Consider the following 17,974-nt stretch of genomic DNA (forward strand, 5'->3'; position numbering starts at 1 on the left):
CGCCTACTCCGCCGCCGCCCGGCCGGGGGCGTGCCCGTCCGACTGCCCGGCCGCCGGCCCGCCCTCGTCCGGAGCGCCCGCCGCCTTCCGCCGCCCCGGCCGCAGCAGACGGCCCAGCCGGTCGCCCAGCCGATCCATGTAGAGATAGACCACCGGCGTGGTGTAGAGCGTCAGCACCTGGCTCAGCAGCAGCCCGCCGACGATGGCGATGCCCATCGGCCGGCGCAGCTCCGACCCGGTGCCATGCTCCAGCGCCAGCGGCAGGGCGCCCAGCAGCGCCGCCATCGTCGTCATCATGATCGGGCGGAAGCGCAGCAGCGACGCCTCGTAGATCGAGCGTTCGGGCGCCATGCCCTGGTGACGCTCCGCCTCCAGGGCGAAGTCGATCATCATGATGGCGTTCTTCTTGACGATGCCGATCAACAGGACGATGCCGATCAGCGCGATCAGCGACAGATCGTGCCCGGTCGCCATCAGCGCCAGCAGGGCGCCGATGCCGGCCGACGGCAGGGTCGACAGGATGGTGACCGGGTGGATGGTGCTCTCGTACAGCACGCCCAGCACGATGTAGACCGCGACCACCGCCGACAGGATCAGCCAGGGCTGGGTCTGCAGCGACTGGCGGAACTCCGCCGCCGTGCCGGCGAACCGCGCGGTGGCGGTGTCGGGCATGCCGATGGTGGCGCGGGCCTGCTGGATCGCCGTCACCGCGTCGCCCAGCGACACGCCGGGCGCCACGTTGAAGGACAGGGTGACCGACGGGAACTGGCCCTGGTGGGTGATGACCAGCGGCGCGGTCCGGCGCTCCACCGTCACCAGGGCGCCCAGCGGCACGACGATGCCGCCGCTGCCCTTCACGTAGATCTTCGACAGCGAGGCCGGGTCCATCTGGAAGGACGGCTCGACCTCCAGGATCACGCGGTATTGGTTGGTCTGGGTGTAGATGGTCGACACCTGGCGCTGGCCGAAGGCGTCGTACAGGGTGTCGTCGATCGCCTGCGGCAGCACATGCAGGCGGCTCGCCGCGTCGCGGTCGATGGTCAGGAACACCTGCAACCCGTCCGGCTGCTGGTCGGTCGCGACGTCGGTCAGCTCCGGCCGGGCGCGGAGCGCGTCGAGCAGGCGCGGGGTCCAGCGCTCCAGCTCCTGCGGGTCGGCGTCCTGCAGGACATACTGGTACTGGGTGCGGCTGACCCGGCTGTCGATCTGGACGTCCTGCACCGCCTGCATGAACAGCGACACGCCCTTGAGGTCGGAGGTCGCCGCGCGCAGACGGGTGATGATCTCCTCCGCCGAGGATGTGCGCTCCTCCCGCGGTTTCAGGGCGATGGTCAGGCTGCCGGTGTTGGTGGTGGCGTTGACCGTGCCGGTGCCGACGAAGCTGGCCACGCCGGCCACGTCGGGGTCGCGGCGGACGATGTCGGCGACCTCGCGCTGGCGGTCGGCCATCGCCTTGACCGAGATGGCCGGGGCGGCGTCGGTCACCCCGATGATGACGCCGGTGTCCTGTTGCGGCAGGAAGCCCTTGGGCACGACGTCGTACAGCCACAGCGTCGCCGCCAGCGTGGCGATGGTCACCGCCAGCGTCGCCGGCTGGTGGCGCAGGACGACGCGCAGCGAGGCGGCGTAGCCGGCCAGCAGTGCATCGAACCCGCGCTCGGTCCAGCGGAAAAGGCGGTTGGGCGGGGTTTCCGCCTCCGGCTTCAGCAGGCGGGCGCACATCATCGGCGTCAGCGTCAGCGAGATCACCGCCGACACCAGCACGGCGATCGACAGGGTGATGGCGAACTCGCGGAACAGCCGGCCGACCACGCCGCCCATGAACAGCAGCGGGATGAACACCGCGATCAGCGACAGGGTCAGCGACACCACGGTGAAGCCGATCTGCCGCGCGCCCTTCAGGGCGGCCTGCAACGGCGCCTCGCCCTTCTCGATGTGGCGGACGATGTTCTCGATCATCACGATCGCGTCGTCGACGACGAAGCCCGACGCGATGGTCAGCGCCATCAGCGACAGATTGTCCAGGCTGAAGCCGCACAGCGCCATGATGCCGAAGGTGCCGATCAGCGACAGCGGCAGCGCCGCCGCCGGGATCACCGTCGCCCACGCCTTGCGCAGGAACAGGAAGATCACCATCACCACCAGGCCGGCGGTCAGCACCAGCGTCTTCTGCACGTCCATCACCGAGGCGCGGATGGTCGCCGTCCGGTCGGTCAGCACCGCCATGTGGATCTGCGGCGGCAGCGCGGCTTGCAGCGACGGCAGCAGCTTGCGGATGTGGTCGACCGTGTCGATGATGTTGGCGCCGGGCTGGCGCAGCACGTTCAGCAGCACCGCCGGCTTGCCGTCGTGCCAGGCGGCGAGCCGGGTGTTCTCCACCGAATCGACGACGGTGCCGATGTCGGTCAGCCGCACCGGGCCGCCGTTCTTGTAGGTGACGATGATCGGGCGGTAGGCGGCGGCGTTCTCGATCTGGTCGTTGACGCCGATCGACCAGGACTGGCGCGGCCCGTCGAAGCTGCCCTTGGGCGCGTTGACGTTGGCCTGGGTGATGGTGGTCCGCACATCCTCCAGCGTCAGCCCCAGCCCGGCGACCGCCGCCGGGTTGACCTGCACCCGCACGGCAGGCCGCAAGCCCCCTTCGATCCCGACATAGCCGACGCCGTCGACCTGGCTCAGCTTCTGCGCCAGCAGCGTGTCGGCGGCGTCGCTGACGGTTTCCAGCCGCAGGGACTCCGAACTCAGCGCCAGCACCATGATCGGCGTGTCGGCCGGGTTGACCTTGTCGTAGACCGGCGGATTCGGCAGCCCCTTGGGCAGGCTGCCCGAGGCGGCGCTGATCGCCGACTGCACGTCCTGCGAGGCAGCGTCGATGTTGCGGCTGAGGTCGAACTGCAGGGTGATGACCGACAGCCCGAACGAGCTGGTCGAGATCATCGAGGAGATGCCGGCGATCTGGCCGAGCTGGCGTTCCAGCGGCGCGGTGACCGACGAGGCCATCACCTCGGGCGCCGCCCCCGGCAATTGGGTGGTGATGCGCACCGTCGGGAAATCGACCGTCGGCAGCGAGGAGATCGGCAGCGCGCCGTAGCCCAGCAGGCCCAGCAGCACCACCGCCGCCATCAGCAGCCCGGTGGCGACCGGCCGCAGGATGAAGGGGGCGGAGATGTTCATGAGCGCTGCCCGTCGGCGGGCTGGGTGGCCGGCGGACGGCGGGGCGCCGCCGTGTCGGGAGTGTCGCCGCCGCGCTCACCGTCCGGCCGGGCGCCGTCGCGCTGCATGCGCTCGCGCCGCCGCTCCTCGCGGGCGACGTTCTCCGGCGGAGCGCCCGCCGGGGCCACGGTCGCCGGGGCGGAGGCCTGGGGCGATGGCATGCCGGCGGATGGCGCGGCGGCGGACGGATCGACGATCCGCACCTTGGAACCGGGTTGCAGGCGGTACTGGCCGTCGACCACCACCCGCTCGCCGGGGGTCAGCCCCTCGTCGATGATCGCCTTGTTCTCCTCCTGGCGGGCGACCTTGATCGGGCGCTGCTCCACCGTCAGGTCGTCCTTCAGGACATAGGCGTAGGTGCCCTGCGGCCCGCGCTGGACCACCGTGGCCGGGACCGTGGTGGCGCCGCGGCGGATGGCGGACAGCAGGCGGACGTTGACGAACTGGCCGGGCCACAGCTTCTGCGGGCTGTTCGGCATCTCGGCCTTCAGGCGGATGGTGCCGGTGCCGCTGTCGATCAGGTTGTCGACCACCGACAGGCGGCCGGTGTCGATGACGCGGCGGCCCTCGCGGTCCTGCGCCTCCACCGTCACCGCGCCTTGCGCCTGCGCCGCCAGGATGGCGGGGAGCTGCTTTTCCGGCAGGGTGAAGAGGACGGCGATCGGCTGGATTTGCGTGATGGTGGCGATGCCGTTCTGGTCGCTGGCGCGCACCACGTTGCCCTGGTCGATGTTGCGCAGGCCGATGCGGCCGCTGATCGGCGCGGTGATGGTGGTGTAGTTCAACTGGACCTGCACCGCCTCGATCGCCGCCTCGTCGGCGCGGATCTGCGCCTCGTACTGGGCGACCAGCGCGCGCTGGGTGTCGACCGTCTGGCGGGAGGCGAACTCCTTCAGGTTCATGTTGCGCTCCAGGTCGCGCCGGGCGTTGGCGAGCTGCGCCTCGTCCTGCGCCTTCTTCGCCTGGGCCTGGGCGAGCTGGGCCTGGAGCGGCCGCGAATCGATGGTCGCCAGCAGGTCGCCGGCCTTGACCAATTGCCCCTCCTGCAAGGGCACGCGCTGCAACTCGCCGTCGACGCGGGCGCGCACGGTCACGCTGTTGAAGGCCTGGACGGTGCCGATGCCGTCGAACCAGATCGGCACGTCCTCGCGCGCCACGATCCCGGCCTGCACCGCCACCACGCTGTTGCGCCCGGCCCCCGGCCCCGGCGGCGGTCCGGGAGGTGCCCCGGCCGGCCGGCCGGCGGTCACGGCGGGTGTCGTCAGCCGGTCGCGCACCGCATAGCCGACGCCGCCGACCAGCCCGGCGAGAACCACACCGGTGACGACCGGCTTCCAACGAATCTTCATGGCTGTCCCGACGCTCGTGGGAACGGCGCTGTCGCCGCCCTTTGTCTTGTGTCCGCCCTTGGTACGGGCGGTGGCGGCGGATTCGTCGGGGCGCCGCGACGATTTTCTTTCGGACATACGCCGATAGGCATTGAAACTGAAAATCATTTGCATTATCAGGGCGACCAATTACGAATGATTCTCATTCGCTATGGGGGCGATCAGGTGCAGAAACGAGTTGAGGGCAACGGGCTGTCGCGGGGGACGGCGTTCGGCGCGCTGGTGCTGACCGGCCTGATGGTGCCGGCCATGGCCGGCGCCCAGAGCGCCGACACCGGTTCGACCGTGCAGATGCCGGCGGTGACGGTGACCGGGCAGGGCGAGACGGCGCTGACGCCGGTGACGGGCTATGTCGCCAACCAGCAGGCGACCGGCACCAAGACCGACACCCCGCTGATCGAGGCACCGCAGTCGATCTCCGTCATCCCCGGCGACCAGATCCGCGACCAGAACGCCCAGACGCTGAACCAGGTGGTGCGCTACACCGCCGGCGTGACGCCCGAGACGCGCGGCGCGGTGGCGACCCGTTACGACCAGCTCAAGGTCCGCGGCTTCGACGCCGACACCTACCTGAACGGGCTGAAGCTCCGGTCGCTCTACTACGCCGCCCCGCAGGTCGATCCCTATCTGCTGGAACGGGTGGAGGTGCTGAAGGGCCCGACCTCCGTGCTCTACGGCCAGTCGCCGGCCGGCGGCCTGCTCAACCAGGTCAGCAAGCGCCCGACCGCCACCGCGCAGAACGAGGTCGGGATCGAATACGGCACCGACAACCATTGGCGCGGCACCGCCGATGTCTCCGGCCCGATCGACAAGGACGGCAAGTTCCTCTACCGCCTGACCGCCGTCGGCCTCAGCGAGGACGGCCAGATCCGGATGACGGAGAACGAGCGCATCGCCGTCGCCCCCTCCTTCACCTGGAAGCCGGACGCCGAGACCAGCCTGACCCTGCTGGGCCTCTACCAGCACGACCCGAAGGGCAACTCCTATGGCGGCATCCCGCCGCAGGGCACGGTGCTGGCCAACCCGCTGGGCCGGATTCCGGTCGATTTCTATGACGGCGACCCGAATTACGAAAAGTTCGACCGCCGTCAGGCCTCGCTCGGCTACGCCTTCGACAAGAAGCTGAGCGACGTCTGGACCGTCCGGCTGAACGGGCGCTGGCTGCACACCAAGGTCGCCTACGACAGCCTCTACGCCAACGGCCTCGCGGCCGACTACCGCACCCTCTACCGCGGCATCGCCACCTCGCGGGAGGAAATGAACGCCTACACCTTCGACAACCAGATCGAGGGGCGCTTCTCCACCGGCCCGGTCGGGCACACCGTGCTGGCGGGCGTCGATCACCAGCGGCTCAACGGCCATTACGCCGCCGGCTTCGGGCTGGCGCCGTCGATCGACGTCTTCAACCCGGTCTACGGCGTCGCCATCACGCCCCCCGCCACCAGCCGGACCGACATCGACGGCCGCCAGACCGGCGTCTATCTGCAGGACCAGCTGAAGCTGGACGGCTTCATCCTGACGGTCGCCGGGCGCCGCGACTGGGCCAAGACCACCTCGACCACCGCGTTCGGCAGCAGCACCCAGTCCGATCAGGCCTGGACCGGCCGCGCCGGCCTGACCTATGTCTTCGAGAACGGCATCGCGCCCTACATCAGCTACGCCGAATCCTTCACGCCCAGCAGCGGCGTCGATTTCTCCGGCACGCCCTTCAAGCCGGAGGAGGGGACCCAGTACGAGGTCGGCGTGAAGTACCAGCCGCCGGGCCTGAACAGCCTGTTCACCGCGGCGCTGTTCGACCTGACCCGCAGCAACCTCGTCACCAGCGACCCCGCCCATCCCGGCTTCTCGGTCCAGAGCGGCGAGGCGCGGTCGCGCGGCGTCGAGCTGGAGGCCAAGGTCGGCGTGACCAAGGACCTCGACCTGATCGGCACCTACACCTACCTCGACACCACATACACCAAGGACAACGACGGCCTGCAGGGCAAGCGCCTGCCGGCGGTGCCGCACCACCAGGCGTCGGCCTGGGCGATGTACCGCATGCCGGAAGGCACCCCGCTGACCGGCCTCGGCGTCGGTGCCGGCGTGCGCTACACCGGCACCACGGTGAACACGGCGAACACCTTCAAGGTGCCGTCCTTCACGCTGGTCGACGCCACCGTGTCCTACGACCTCGGCGCCCTGTCGTCCAAGCTGCAGGGGGCGGAGGTCTCGATCAACGGCAAGAACCTGTTCAACAAGGAGTATGTCGCCTCCTGCTATTACGGCGAATGGTGCGCCTATGGCTACCAGCGGACGGTGACCGCGGGCCTGCGCTACCGCTGGTAAGTTTCGTGCCGTCCCTCCTCCCCCACTGCCGAAGGAAGCCGTCATGACGCCTGCGAGCCTGCGGGGCTGGCGCCTCGTCCATCGCTGGACCAGCCTGATCTGCTCGGCAAACCTGCTGATCCTCTGCGTCACCGGGCTGATCCTGGTGTTCCACCACGAGATCCAGCACATGATGGGGGAGGATCTCGACAGCAGCCACACCGAGGGGCAGGCCCGCCTGCCCCTCCAGTCGCTGGTGGACATCGCGCGGCAGGCCGACCCCGCGCTGGTGCCCAGGCTGCTGTCCTTCGATGCGGAGGACAAGGCGGTCAACTACATCTATCTCGGCCCGCCGGAGGAGCGCGGCTTCGATCTGGGCCGCTGGGTGGTGCTGAACGGCTTCACCGGGGCCAACCAGATGCTGAAGCAGCCGGAAGAGACGCTGACCGGCTTCCTGCTGAAGCTGCATGTCGACCTGTTCACCGGTTTCGCCGGCCAGATGTTCGTCGGCGTCATGGGGCTGCTGTTCGTGGTCAGCACGGTCAGTGGGCTGGTGGTCTACGGCCCCTTCATGAAGAAGCTGGCCTTCGGGGTCCTGCGCTTCGGCCGCGGCACCCGCATCGGCAACATCGACCTGCACAACCTGTTCGGCGTGGCGACGCTGGTGTGGGCCTTCGTCGTCGGGCTGACCGGCGCCATCCTGTCCTTCTCGCCGCTGATCACCGGCTATTGGCAGAAGACCGAGCTGGCCGCCCTGACCGCCCGCCATCCGGAACCGATGACGGGCAGCGCGGTGGCGATCGACCGGGTGGCCGCGGCCGGGCTGGCCGCCTTTCCCGGCAAGGATCTGGCCTTCATCGCCTATCCCGGCAACGAATACGCCGGCAGCCGCCATTTCGGCGTGATGGTGCGCGGCCACACCGAACTGACCCAGCGGCTGCTCAGCGTCGCGCTGGTCGATGCCGAAACCGGCGTGGTGGCGGAGACGGCCGGCACGCCCTGGTACATGACGGTGCTGATGCTGTCGGGGCCGTTCCATTTCGGCGATTACGGCGGCCTGCCGCTGCAGATCATCTGGGCGCTGTTCACCATCGTCACCGGCGTGGTGACCGTCACCGGCTTCGTCGTCTGGCTGAAACGCCCGCGCGCCCGCACGGCGCCGGCGGGCTCCGCGGCCGGGCGCGGCAACGCCCAAGGCAAGCTGGGGAGCAAGGCATGACCGGCGTCTGGCGCATTCCCGCCGCCCTGGCGGCGCTGTCCTTCGTCGGGCTGGCCGCGGCCATCCTGGGCGACGGAGTCTGGGACTGGACCTGCTGGGCCGCGCTGTCGGTGCCGCTGGCGGTCTGTGCCGTGAAGCTCTGGCGGCAATGGCCGGGGTGAGGGGGCTTGCCGCACCCCCCCTTTGCGCAGGGATCAGGGCGCCAGCAGTTGGCGCGCCAGCATCAGGCCGACGTCGTCGTCGGTGTTCTCGTCGCCGTTCAGGATCAACGACACCGCGACGTCGCGGTCCGGGTAGTACCAGGCTTCGGCCCGGAAGCCGGCCAGACGGCCGGGATGGCCGTATTTCGGGCCGAAGTCGCTGTCCTCCACCATGATGCCGTAGCCATAGCCGTCGTCGGCCTCGCCGGCACGGTCGACCAGCATCTCCCGCAGCGTGGCGGGATCGAGCAGCAGCCCCGGACGGCGGAACAGCGCGGTCATGAAACGGTCGAGGTCGCCCACCGTCGTCGTCACCGGCGCGTCGCCCAGCGGGCTGGAATAGGCGTAGAGGCTGGCGTCGGCCCGGCTGCCGTCCGGCTTCGGCGCGCGGTAGCCGTGGGCGACGTCCGGCGCCTCGGGGCTGGCGCCGAGCGTGGTCGCGGTCATGCCGGCCGGGCGGAAGATGCGCCGTTCCAGCGACGCGGCCAGCGACGTGCCGTCCACCCGCTCCAGGATCCGGCCCAGCAGCATGTAGTTGGTGTTGGAGTAGTGGTAGATCCCCGGCTGGGTCGGCGCGCCGCAGGGCGCCACGGTCAGCGCCTCCACCACCGTCCAGGACGGGTTGGGGTGGCGGGCGCTGGTGGCCCCGGCGTTGCGCAGGCAATCGGGAATGCCGGAGCGGTGGCTCAGCAGGTCCGCCACCGTCGCGCTGTCGAGGTGGGCGAGCCGGCCGGCGGCGGGAAGGGCGATCAGCGGCACCACCGGGTCGTCCAGCCGGATGGTGCCGGCCTGCACCAGTTGCAGGACCGCGACCGCCGTCATCATCTTGCCGGTCGAGGCGATGTGGAACCGGGTGTCGGGCGTCACCGCCCGCTGCCGCGCCCGGTCGGCCAGACCGGCCGCCGCGACCCCGACGCCGTTCGGCCCGGACAGCAGCAGCACGCCGCCCGGCACGTCATAGCGCTGCAACAGGGTGGCCAGCGCGGCGTCGAGGCGGGGGTCGGGAACAGCCTCGCTCGCCGCCGGACACGCCGTCAAACCGGCGGTGGTCAGCACGGCAAGCGCGAGCCACAGCCGCGCGCCCCATCCGCGCCACCCCGACCCAAGCGCCCCGATCCGCCGTTTTGCCACCGCTTGCCCCCCTGCCCACCGTTCCGATCGGCCCAGGGTGGGCAAGCAATCCAGCGGGGACCAGCGGCAAATCGCCGGAACGGCTCAGCCGACCAGCCGGAACGGCTCAGCCGACAAGGCCGGCGGCGAGGTTGACCCCGAGCGCCAGGATCGCGGTGTTGAACAGGAAGGACAGCCCGGCGTGGAGCGTCACCAGCCGGCGGATGCCGGCGCCGCGCGTCGTCACGTCCGACACCTGGGCGGTCATGCCGATGGTGAAGCTGAAATAGATGAACTCGAGATACTCCGGCGCGTCGTTGCCGGGGAAATCCAGGCAGCGTTCCGCCGCCGGCCGGTCGTCGAGCCAATAGTCGTGGGCGTAGTGCTGGGCGAAGAACAGATGCAGGAAGGTCCAGGACAGCAGCACCGTCACCGCCGCCAGCACCGCCGACCAGCCGGCGTGGGCGGAGCCCTTGGTCAGCACCAGCTCGGCGATGATCGCCGCCAGCGCCGCCAGCGTGGCCGCCACCGCCCCGACCAGCACGCCGCCCTTGCCGGGATCGAGCGCGCGGGCGCGGCGGCGCATCGACGTCACCGTCGCCCGGCTCATCAGCCGGGAGGCCAGCAGGATGTAGGTCGCGACGCCCAGGTCCCAGCCGACCAGGGCGGCGGTGGTCGGCCGCAGCCAGGACAGCGACAGCGACAGCGCGATGGTCGTCAGCGCCACGGCGATCGCGCCCAGCAGCGACGGGCGGCTGCGGAGATGGTTCAGGCTCCGGCGCATGCGCCCCCCGAGGCCGAACGGCCGACGCCGGCGGGCATCAGCCTTCCTGGAGCAGTTCGACCTCGACGAAGACGATGTCCGCATCGCCGTCGTTGATGACGTTGTGGCTGACCCCCGCCTTGCGGAAGTAGGAGCGGCCCGGCTCCAGCGGGAACAGCCGCTCGGCGCCCGACGGGTCGACGAGGCGGAAGGTGCCGGGCGTAACCGGGACGATCACGTAATCGTAGCCATGGACATGGGCACCGGTTTCCGCCCCGGGCACGAGACGCCATTCGGTGACCCGGGTGCGTTCGTTTTCCACGTGCGACACTGAAACCGCTTGCGGGCGCGTCGTCATGCTCGACCCCATCCTCTTGAAACCGGTCGCCTTGGAACGGCCTGTTCTCCTGAGGTAGCACGCCGCCCCTCCGGGCACCAGACGGCGCGACGCCGGCCCGGCCCCCGCCTCAGTTGGAGGCGGGGTAGAGCGGCAGCAGGTTCTGCTGGCGGCGCTGGTAGCACACCAACTCCCACGCCGTCAGCGGCTTGGCGCCGCGCGCCCGGTTGGCGTCGGCGACCTCGAACATCAGCGCCTGCTGCTGGAACAGGGTGGTGTAGGCGTCGCCCAGCCGGAATTCCGGATCCCACATGTGGATGGCTTCGGCCCCGGCGCCGTTGACCTCGATGATGCGGAAGCCCTCGCCCAGGCCGAGCCGCTCGACCGACTCGAAGCGGACGTCGAAGCGGCCGAAATGGAAGCCGGGCATCGTGTCGGCGATCTCGTCGAAGCGGGCGGTCAGCGTCGCCGTGACATGGCCGCAGGCGTCCTTGTAGAGGCCGCCGACCCGGCTGCTGCCGACCAGCGACAGCCGCACCGTCTCGCCGGCCGGCGGCACGCGGTCCAGCCGGTCGGCCAGCGCCTCGTGGTGCAGGTCGGCCTTCCAGGAGGCGCGCGGGTCGGCGGCGATCAGCTGGCGCAGGGTGGACCGGCCGTCGCCCACCACATGCGGGTAATAGCGGAAGGTCATGGAGAAGATGCGCCCGTGCCGTTCCCCCGGCTTGCGGACGTAGAAGATCCCGGCCTCCCCGGCATACTCGACATGCTCCTGCAGGATCAGGCAGGCGTCGGCGGGGAAGCCGCCGAGATAGGCCATCAGGTCGTCGGCGTCGCGCACCAGCCGCACGCCGATGCCGCGCCAGCCGATGTCGGGCTTGGCCACCAGCGGGAAGGCGATGCCGGCCCCGGCCACCAGCGCGTCCAGCCCGGCCGCGGTCAGCGACGGCCGGTTGGTCAGCGACACCGACCGCGCCGCCCAGCGCCGCGCCGCCGGCCCGATCAGGTCCATGCAGGCGATCTTCGATTCGCCCAGCAGCCCGCCCGCCTCGATCGACGGGTTGGCGGCGGTCGGCAGGGTCAGGCTGCGGTAACGCAGGCCCAGGGCAAACCACTGCACCACCAGCGGGATGTAGAACAGCAGGGGCGGGATGCGCTCGGCCCAGCCGATGGTCGGCGCGCCGGCCGGAACCACCGGCAGGCCGGGCAGGGTGATGGCTCGCGGCGTCGGGTTGCGGCGCAGCGCGTCGCGCAGTTCCACCGGCAGGTGGGGCTCGACGCGGCCACGGATGCGGCCGAGCAGCGACGCCGCCACCGTCTGGGCGCGGCGGGTGCGCAGCGCCATCAGCACCAGCACCGCGGCGATGCCGATCGCCTGCACCTGGATCGCCGCCGCCTCCAGCGACGAGGTCATCAGCGTCAGCAGCAGACCGACATGCACGGACGCCGTCACCAGGGTGATGATGGTGAAGCGCAGGAACGGCACCCGCATCGCCCCGCAGGCGAAATAGGTCGGAAACAAGACTCCGGGGACCAGCCGGCAAGTCACCAGCGTCGGCAGCAGATTTCGCCGCAACGCCCCGCGGCAGCGGTCAAGCATCGGCCCTTCGGTCCGCCGCCTTATCCAGGTTATGCGCAACGACAGCAGCCCGAGGACATAAATGAAAACGTCCCCGACAATAATCCCAGCCAGCAGCGTCAGGGCGGTGACGCCTATGCTGACGGTGCCGACGCTGACGAGGCTGGCACCCGCCGCAATCGCGACGTCCTCGTGCAACAACGTCAGCAAAGCAAGGCCAAACAACAGGGGGAACCCGGCGAAGGCAGTTATTGGTTGCAATGCAGCAAACACGGGTGTGATGTCCGTTGGATAAGGTGGCGGCCACGGAGCCGCCGATAAAATTGCATGAGAAATGGTAAGCTTCACGTTAAAAGTTTTATGGAACCGAGGGGTGTCGCGACAATTTGCCCCTCCCCATATCGGTTCGTTATGGGCATGATCGCAAATATGTGTTTGTGACTATGGCGCCGGCACGGCACAGTGGGCTTCAATCGGTGGCCCCGACCGCCGCCGCCAACACCAGCAACCGTCACCAAGAACCGATCCAGGAGACGCACCGTGAAGAGCATGCAGTGGGACGACGCCTTTCTCCTTGAAGACCAGTTGACCGAGGACGAGAAGCTGGTCCGCGACAGCGCCCGCGCCTACTGCCAGGACCGCTTGCAGCCCCGCGTGATCTCCGCCTTCCGCGAGGAGCGGTTCGACCGCGAGATCATGACCGAGATGGGCGCGCTGGGCCTGCTGGGCCCGACCATTCCGGAGGAGTATGGCGGGCCGGGCGTCGGCCATGTCGCCTACGGCCTGGTCGCCCGCGAGGTGGAACGGGTGGACAGCGGCTACCGCTCGGCGATGTCGGTGCAGTCCTCGCTGGTGATGCACCCGATCTTCTCCTACGGCAACGAGGAGCAGAAGAAGAAGTGGCTGCCGCGTCTCGCCACCGGCGAGCTGGTCGGCTGCTTCGGCCTGACCGAGCCGGACCACGGCTCCGATCCCGGCGGCATGAAGACCCGCGCCACCAAGGTTGACGGCGGCTATCTGCTGTCCGGCTCCAAGATGTGGATCACCAACTCGCCCATCGCCGATCTCGCCGTCGTCTGGGCCAAGTCGGACGCCCACGACAACAAGATCAAGGGCTTCGTGGTCGAACGCGGCACCAAGGGCTTCTCCACCCCGAAGATCGAGGGCAAGCTGTCGCTGCGCTCCTCGGTCACCGGCGAGATCGTGCTCGACGAGGCCTTCGTGCCGGACGAGAACCTGCTGCCCAACGCGTCGGGCCTGGGCGGGCCGTTCGGCTGCCTGAACAAGGCGCGCTACGGCATCGCCTGGGGCGTCCTGGGCTCGGCGGAGTTCTGCTGGCACGCCGCCCGCCAGTACACGCTGGACCGCAAGCAGTTCGGCCGTCCGCTCGCCGCCACCCAGCTGGTGCAGAAGAAGCTGGCCGACATGATGACCGAGATCGCGCTGGGCCTTCAGGCTGCCTTGCGCGTCGGCCGCATGATGGACGAGGGCAGCTGGTCGCCGGAGGTGGTGTCGCTGATCAAGCGCAACAACTGCGGCAAGGCGCTCGACATCGCCCGCGTCGCCCGCGACATGCACGGCGGCAACGGCATCTCCGACGAGTTCCAGGTCATCCGCCACATGGTCAACCTGGAAACCGTGAACACCTACGAAGGCACCCACGACGTTCACGCCCTGATCCTGGGCCGGGCGCAGACCGGCATCCAGGCTTTCGCGTAACGCCACCGGCACCCCTGCCCCGCAAGGGGCCGGGACGGGTGAGGGCCGGCGCCGGACTCGGTGTGGTTGCGGAGTCGCGGGTCATCCCTCACCCCCTTTTTTCCTCAGCCGGCGCCCTTTTTCTCAGCCGATCCGCCGGCACAGCTCCAGGAAATCCGCCATCTCCGGCCGGTGCTCGTCGCGGCGGGCGTAGAGGCAGAAGGCGGCGGTCGGCAGGTCCGGCAGCCCCAGCGTCTCCCCGACATCGACCAGCGACGGCCCGGCCAGGCTGTGGCGGGTCCGCACCGTCAAGCCGACCCCGGCTTCCACCGCCGCCCGCAATCCGGCAAGGCTGGGGCTGGTCACCGCGATGCGGGCCGGGCGGCCGGCGGCGGACAGCGCGTCCAGCGCCGCCGTGCGGAAGCTGCAGGGCGGCTCGAACAGCGCCAGCGGCAGCGGCCGGTCGGCCGACAGCTCCCCGATTCTCCAGCGCCATTGCGGCGCGCCGATCCACAGCATCCGCTCCTCCGCCAGCGTGCCGAGGTTGGCCGGCGTGTCGCGGTGCAGCGCGATGGCGACGTCGAGCGCGCCCGTCTCCACCGCCTCCACCACCGCCAGCGAGCGGTCGATGCGCAGGGTCAGCTCGACCTCCGGATGGTCGCGCGCGAAGCGGCGCAGCAGGTCGGGCAGGGCGGCCTCGGCAATGTCCTGGGTGGCGCCGACGCGCAAGGGCCGCCGCTCCGCCGGGCGGAAGGCCGACAGCGTCTCGTCGTTCAGCGCCAGCAGCCGGCGGGCGTAGCCCAGCAGCCGCTCCCCGGCCAGCGTCGGCTCCACCCCACGGGCGTTGCGGCGCAGGATGGCGGCGCCCAGTTCTTCCTCCAGCTTCTGGATGTGCAGGCTGACCGCCGAGGGCGAGCGCCCGACCAGCTCGGCGGCCTCGGCGAAGCTCCGTCCCTCCGCGATCAGCAGGAAGGTGCGCAGTTGGGCAAGGTCGAGGTTGCGAATCATGCTTCAGAATAGCTGCATCATAGATGCCGATAAACCCGTTTTTCTAAAGGACCGGTGACCGCTAGCCTCTGGGGACCAACCCTGAGGAGGCTGCCATGCCCATCATCACCGTGAAGGTGTCCGCCACCCCCTCGGCCGCGCTGACGGCGCGGCTGGCCGACGGCATCGTCGGCATCACCGCCGGCGTGCTGCGCAAGAAGCCGGAGATCACCGCCGTGACCGTCGACTACACCCCGCCCGAACACTGGATCGTCGGCGGCAGGAGCCTGAAGGACCACGGCAAGGCCAGTTTCTGGCTGGACATCAAGGTGGTCGACGGCACCAACCTGAAGGACGAGAAGGCGCGCTACCTGCACGACCTGTTCGCCTTCATGGAAACGGTGCTGGGACCGCTGCACGAGGAAAGCTACGCCCTGGTGCACGAGGTGCCGGCCGATGCCTACGGCTACGGCGGCCGGACGCAGGAACACCGCTACATCGCGGCGTCGCTGTCCTGAAGACGGCCGTCCCCGACAAGACCGGCGGCGGAACGGCTCAGGCCGGCTCCTCCGCCGGCCACAGGCTGCCGGGGCGCACCACGCTGCGGATGGCGAAGCTCGACTGGATGCGCACCACCCCCGGCAGGCGCGACAGCGAGTCCTTGTAGACGCGGTCGTAGTCGGCCGGATCCTGCGCCACCACCCGCAGCAGATAGTCGGAACTGCCCGACAGCAGGTAGCATTCCCGCACCTCCGGGCAACGGCGGACGGCGGCGTCGAAACGGCGCAGGAAATCGTCGGTCTGCCGTTCCAGCGTGATCTGGACGATGACGGTGACCGACCGATCCTCCTCCGCCGTCTCGATGATGGCGGTGTAGCCGCGGATCACCCCCGAATGCTCCAGCATGTGCAGGCGGCGCAGGCAGGCCGACGGCGACAGCCCGACCTCCGCCGCCAGCTTGGCGTTGCTCATCCGGCCGTCCTTGCGCAGCAGGCGGAGGATCTTGTGGTCCAGGGCGTCCAGGGCGTGCATGCAACTTTATTCGAAGACGTGGTGGATCATGCGAAAGCAGCACCACACAATGGGGGATTCATGCAAGGCTTTGCAGAGATTCACCTCGCTGGCCGGCCGTATAGTGACCTTGTTGAGACAATCCGCCCAACCGATAGTTTCAAAGGTTCCGGGGTGGGGTGCGAAGCGAGGAGGCTTGCATGGTCACGCGCATCGGCGTTCCCAAGGAAATCAAGAACCACGAGTACCGCGTCGGCCTGACGCCAGCCTCGGTCCGCGAACTGGCGGCGGACGGCCATGCCCTGCTGGTGCAGACCGGCGCCGGGGCCGACATCGGCTTTTCCGACGAGGCCTACCGCGCGGCGGGCGCCGAGATCGCCGACTCCGCCGAAGACGTGTTCGCCAAGGTCGACCTTATCGTGAAGGTGAAGGAGCCGCAGCCGGCGGAATGCCGCAGGCTGCGCCCCGGCCAGGTGCTGTTCACCTACCTCCACCTCGCCCCCGATCCGGAGCAGGCGCATCTGTTGATGGACAGCGGCTGCACCGCCATTGCCTACGAGACGGTCACCGACCGCGCCGGCCGCCTGCCGCTGCTGGCGCCGATGTCGGAGATCGCCGGCCGCATGGCGATCCAGGTCGGCGCCGTCGCCCTGCAGAAGAGCAACGGCGGCTCCGGCATCCTGCTGGGCGGCGTGCCCGGCGTGCTGCCCGGCAAGGTGCTGGTGATCGGCGGCGGCGTGGTCGGCACCAACGCCGCCCGCATGGCGATGGGGCTGGGCGCCGACGTGACCATCGCCGACCGCTCGGTGCCGCGGCTGGCCCAGCTCGACGACCTGTATGGGCCGCGGCTGAAGACGGTCTACGCCTCGACCGACGCGCTCGACCGGTTGGTGATCGAGTCCGATCTCGTGGTCGGCGCCGTGCTGATCCCCGGCGCGGCGGCGCCCAAGCTGGTGCGGCGCGACCAATTGCCGCGCATGCGCCGCGGTTCGGTGCTGGTCGACGTCGCCATCGACCAGGGCGGCTGTTTCGAGACCAGCCACGCCACCACCCATTCCGATCCGACCTATGTGGTGGACGGCGTCGTCCATTACTGCGTCGCCAACATGCCGGGCGCGGTCGCCCGCACCTCGACAGAGGCGCTGAACCACGCCACCCTGCCGTTCGTCCAGGCGCTGGCCGGCAAGGGCTGGGCGCGCGCGCTGGCCGAGGATCCGCACCTGATGGCCGGGCTGAACGTCCAGGCCGGACGCCTGACCCACGCGGCGGTGGCGGAGGCGCTGGGCCAACCCTTCACCGACCCGAAAACCCTTGTGAATGGCTGTTGACTGGAAACTGAATGAAATTTCTCCAGGAGCAGTCCTGGGGAAATTTTCATTGGAAACCATGCGGCGGCCCGGAACATTTGTTGTTTTTTTCACCCGCCGGAAAGAGAGTGTTGCGCGTACGGATCAAGTTGCATTACCTGTCTGTGGCAAGAAAAAGCGTAACATCCGCCACCGGTGCTTAAGTGCCGGGGCTAAAGATTAAGAACAGTTTTGAACAGGGTAAGGCTCGGCGCCTTGCGCCGACTGGGCTGGGCCGGACGGTCACTCCGTCCGATCCGGCCGTTTCACCACAACACGCCCGGCAGCGATGCCGGTGGGAACGCCACGGCCGCAGGCCGTGCCGCGCAAGGGGGAACCGTTCGTATGGTCGATCGCCGGACTGCCGTTCGGGTGCACAGCCGCACCCTGACGACCCTGTCGTGTTTCCTGACGACGCATTGTCGTCCGACGCCGGTCCACCGCGGACGGACCCTCCCGACCCCTCTGCGCCACCCCCTACACCGCGGTTGACCAAAGCCCCGCCGGACAGCCGTCCGGCGGGGTTTCGGCAGGAACCGGGTGCGGCGGCGGGGTTCCAAGCGTCCCCTGCCTTGGTCCTGGATGTTCACCCCCGTTCATCCAGGATCGGAACACCGCCGTCGCACACGGCTCAACCCTTCGCCTTCACGCCCTTCGCGTTCATGCCGCGCGCGTCATCGGGCGGACCGCCCTCAGCCGACAGGCGGTCCGTGGGTGACGGCGTTCTGGGAGACTGGGAGAAGCCAGCCTGATGGACTATTTTCTACAGCAATTGATCAACGGCTTGTCGCTTGGAGCGATCTACGGCCTGATCGCGATCGG

14 protein-coding genes are annotated in these 17,974 nt (G+C 69.4%); 6 read left to right on the top strand and 8 right to left on the bottom strand.

Features of this window, described 5'->3' with window-relative positions; all coding sequences use genetic code 11:
- Positions 1–3 precede the first annotated feature (3 nt).
- Both TSO352_RS19405 and TSO352_RS19410 read right to left on the bottom strand, forming a co-directional pair.
- Positions 4–3,174, bottom strand: a complete 3,171-nt coding sequence (locus TSO352_RS19405) for a multidrug efflux RND transporter permease subunit (RefSeq protein ID WP_109108913.1) — start codon at positions 3,172–3,174, stop codon at positions 4–6.
- On the bottom strand, positions 3,171–4,562 hold the full coding sequence (locus TSO352_RS19410; protein ID WP_109108914.1) for an efflux RND transporter periplasmic adaptor subunit: 1,392 nt from the start codon (positions 4,560–4,562) through the stop codon (positions 3,171–3,173). The genes TSO352_RS19405 and TSO352_RS19410 overlap by 4 nt, the downstream gene beginning before the upstream one ends.
- A gap of 204 nt (positions 4,563–4,766) precedes the next feature.
- Here TSO352_RS19410 and TSO352_RS19415 point away from each other — a divergent pair, with 204 nt between their 5' ends.
- The 3 genes from TSO352_RS19415 to TSO352_RS33580 are packed head-to-tail and all read left to right on the top strand — an operon-like array spanning position 4,767 to position 8,285.
- On the top strand, positions 4,767–6,926 hold the full coding sequence (locus TSO352_RS19415) for a TonB-dependent siderophore receptor (protein ID WP_247872266.1): 2,160 nt from the start codon (positions 4,767–4,769) through the stop codon (positions 6,924–6,926).
- A gap of 43 nt (positions 6,927–6,969) precedes the next feature.
- Positions 6,970–8,124 (top strand): PepSY-associated TM helix domain-containing protein, encoded by a 1,155-nt coding sequence (locus TSO352_RS19420; protein ID WP_109108916.1) that lies wholly within the window; start codon positions 6,970–6,972, stop codon positions 8,122–8,124.
- Positions 8,121–8,285, top strand: a complete 165-nt coding sequence (locus TSO352_RS33580) for a hypothetical protein (protein WP_199231662.1) — start codon at positions 8,121–8,123, stop codon at positions 8,283–8,285. Before TSO352_RS19420 ends, TSO352_RS33580 begins: the two co-directional genes overlap by 4 nt.
- Positions 8,286–8,318: 33 nt before the next feature.
- Here TSO352_RS33580 and TSO352_RS19425 read toward each other — a convergent pair whose 3' ends face one another.
- The 4 genes from TSO352_RS19425 to TSO352_RS19440 all read right to left on the bottom strand — a co-directional run bounded on the left by TSO352_RS19425 (position 8,319) and on the right by TSO352_RS19440 (position 12,383).
- Positions 8,319–9,380: a serine hydrolase domain-containing protein gene (locus tag TSO352_RS19425; protein WP_158284606.1), complete on the bottom strand. Its 1,062-nt coding sequence runs from the start codon at positions 9,378–9,380 to the stop codon at positions 8,319–8,321.
- Positions 9,381–9,561: 181 nt separating this feature from the next.
- Positions 9,562–10,218 (bottom strand): DUF1345 domain-containing protein, encoded by a 657-nt coding sequence (locus tag TSO352_RS19430; RefSeq protein WP_109108918.1) that lies wholly within the window; start codon positions 10,216–10,218, stop codon positions 9,562–9,564.
- A gap of 37 nt (positions 10,219–10,255) precedes the next feature.
- On the bottom strand, positions 10,256–10,555 hold the full coding sequence (locus TSO352_RS19435; RefSeq protein ID WP_109108919.1) for a cupin domain-containing protein: 300 nt from the start codon (positions 10,553–10,555) through the stop codon (positions 10,256–10,258).
- A gap of 109 nt (positions 10,556–10,664) precedes the next feature.
- Positions 10,665–12,383 carry a VTT domain-containing protein gene (locus TSO352_RS19440; RefSeq protein WP_109108920.1) on the bottom strand — a complete coding sequence of 573 codons (1,719 nt, stop codon included), beginning with the start codon at positions 12,381–12,383 and terminating at the stop codon, positions 10,665–10,667.
- A gap of 267 nt (positions 12,384–12,650) precedes the next feature.
- Here TSO352_RS19440 and TSO352_RS19445 point away from each other — a divergent pair, with 267 nt between their 5' ends.
- Positions 12,651–13,829 carry an acyl-CoA dehydrogenase gene (locus TSO352_RS19445; RefSeq protein WP_109108921.1) on the top strand — a complete coding sequence of 393 codons (1,179 nt, stop codon included), beginning with the start codon at positions 12,651–12,653 and terminating at the stop codon, positions 13,827–13,829.
- Between the two features lie 123 nt (positions 13,830–13,952).
- Here TSO352_RS19445 and TSO352_RS19450 read toward each other — a convergent pair whose 3' ends face one another.
- On the bottom strand, positions 13,953–14,816 hold the full coding sequence (locus tag TSO352_RS19450; RefSeq protein WP_109108922.1) for a LysR substrate-binding domain-containing protein: 864 nt from the start codon (positions 14,814–14,816) through the stop codon (positions 13,953–13,955).
- Positions 14,817–14,911: 95 nt separating this feature from the next.
- Between TSO352_RS19450 and TSO352_RS19455 the strand changes: the two genes are divergently transcribed.
- The gene (locus TSO352_RS19455; RefSeq protein WP_109108923.1) at positions 14,912–15,313 is read left to right on the top strand and encodes a 4-oxalocrotonate tautomerase family protein; all 402 of its coding nucleotides are present in this window, start codon (positions 14,912–14,914) and stop codon (positions 15,311–15,313) included.
- A gap of 37 nt (positions 15,314–15,350) precedes the next feature.
- Here TSO352_RS19455 and TSO352_RS19460 read toward each other — a convergent pair whose 3' ends face one another.
- Entirely contained in the window at positions 15,351–15,827 is a 477-nt protein-coding gene (locus TSO352_RS19460) for an Lrp/AsnC family transcriptional regulator (RefSeq protein WP_109108924.1), read from the bottom strand.
- A 179-nt stretch (positions 15,828–16,006) separates the two neighbouring features.
- On the opposite strand from TSO352_RS19460, the gene ald reads away from it, so the two are divergent.
- Entirely contained in the window at positions 16,007–17,134 is a 1,128-nt protein-coding gene (ald, locus tag TSO352_RS19465) for an alanine dehydrogenase (protein WP_109108925.1), read from the top strand.
- Positions 17,135–17,974: the final 840 nt, after the last annotated feature.

It is taken from the genome of Azospirillum sp. TSO35-2, from assembly GCF_003116095.1.
Taxonomy (GTDB): Bacteria; Pseudomonadota; Alphaproteobacteria; order Azospirillales; family Azospirillaceae; genus Azospirillum.

Coding starts and splice junctions, on each gene's coding strand:
- TSO352_RS33580 (WP_199231662.1), top strand. CDS start 8,121: ATGACCGGCGTCTGGCGCATTCCCGCCGCCCTGGCGGCGCTGTCCTTC.
- TSO352_RS19430 (WP_109108918.1), bottom strand. CDS start 10,218: ATGCGCCGGAGCCTGAACCATCTCCGCAGCCGCCCGTCGCTGCTGGGC.
- TSO352_RS19460 (WP_109108924.1), bottom strand. CDS start 15,827: ATGCACGCCCTGGACGCCCTGGACCACAAGATCCTCCGCCTGCTGCGC.
- ald (WP_109108925.1), top strand. CDS start 16,007: ATGGTCACGCGCATCGGCGTTCCCAAGGAAATCAAGAACCACGAGTAC.
- TSO352_RS19450 (WP_109108922.1), bottom strand. CDS start 14,816: ATGATTCGCAACCTCGACCTTGCCCAACTGCGCACCTTCCTGCTGATC.
- TSO352_RS19455 (WP_109108923.1), top strand. CDS start 14,912: ATGCCCATCATCACCGTGAAGGTGTCCGCCACCCCCTCGGCCGCGCTG.
- TSO352_RS19410 (WP_109108914.1), bottom strand. CDS start 4,562: ATGAAGATTCGTTGGAAGCCGGTCGTCACCGGTGTGGTTCTCGCCGGG.
- TSO352_RS19420 (WP_109108916.1), top strand. CDS start 6,970: ATGACGCCTGCGAGCCTGCGGGGCTGGCGCCTCGTCCATCGCTGGACC.
- TSO352_RS19405 (WP_109108913.1), bottom strand. CDS start 3,174: ATGAACATCTCCGCCCCCTTCATCCTGCGGCCGGTCGCCACCGGGCTG.
- TSO352_RS19435 (WP_109108919.1), bottom strand. CDS start 10,555: ATGACGACGCGCCCGCAAGCGGTTTCAGTGTCGCACGTGGAAAACGAA.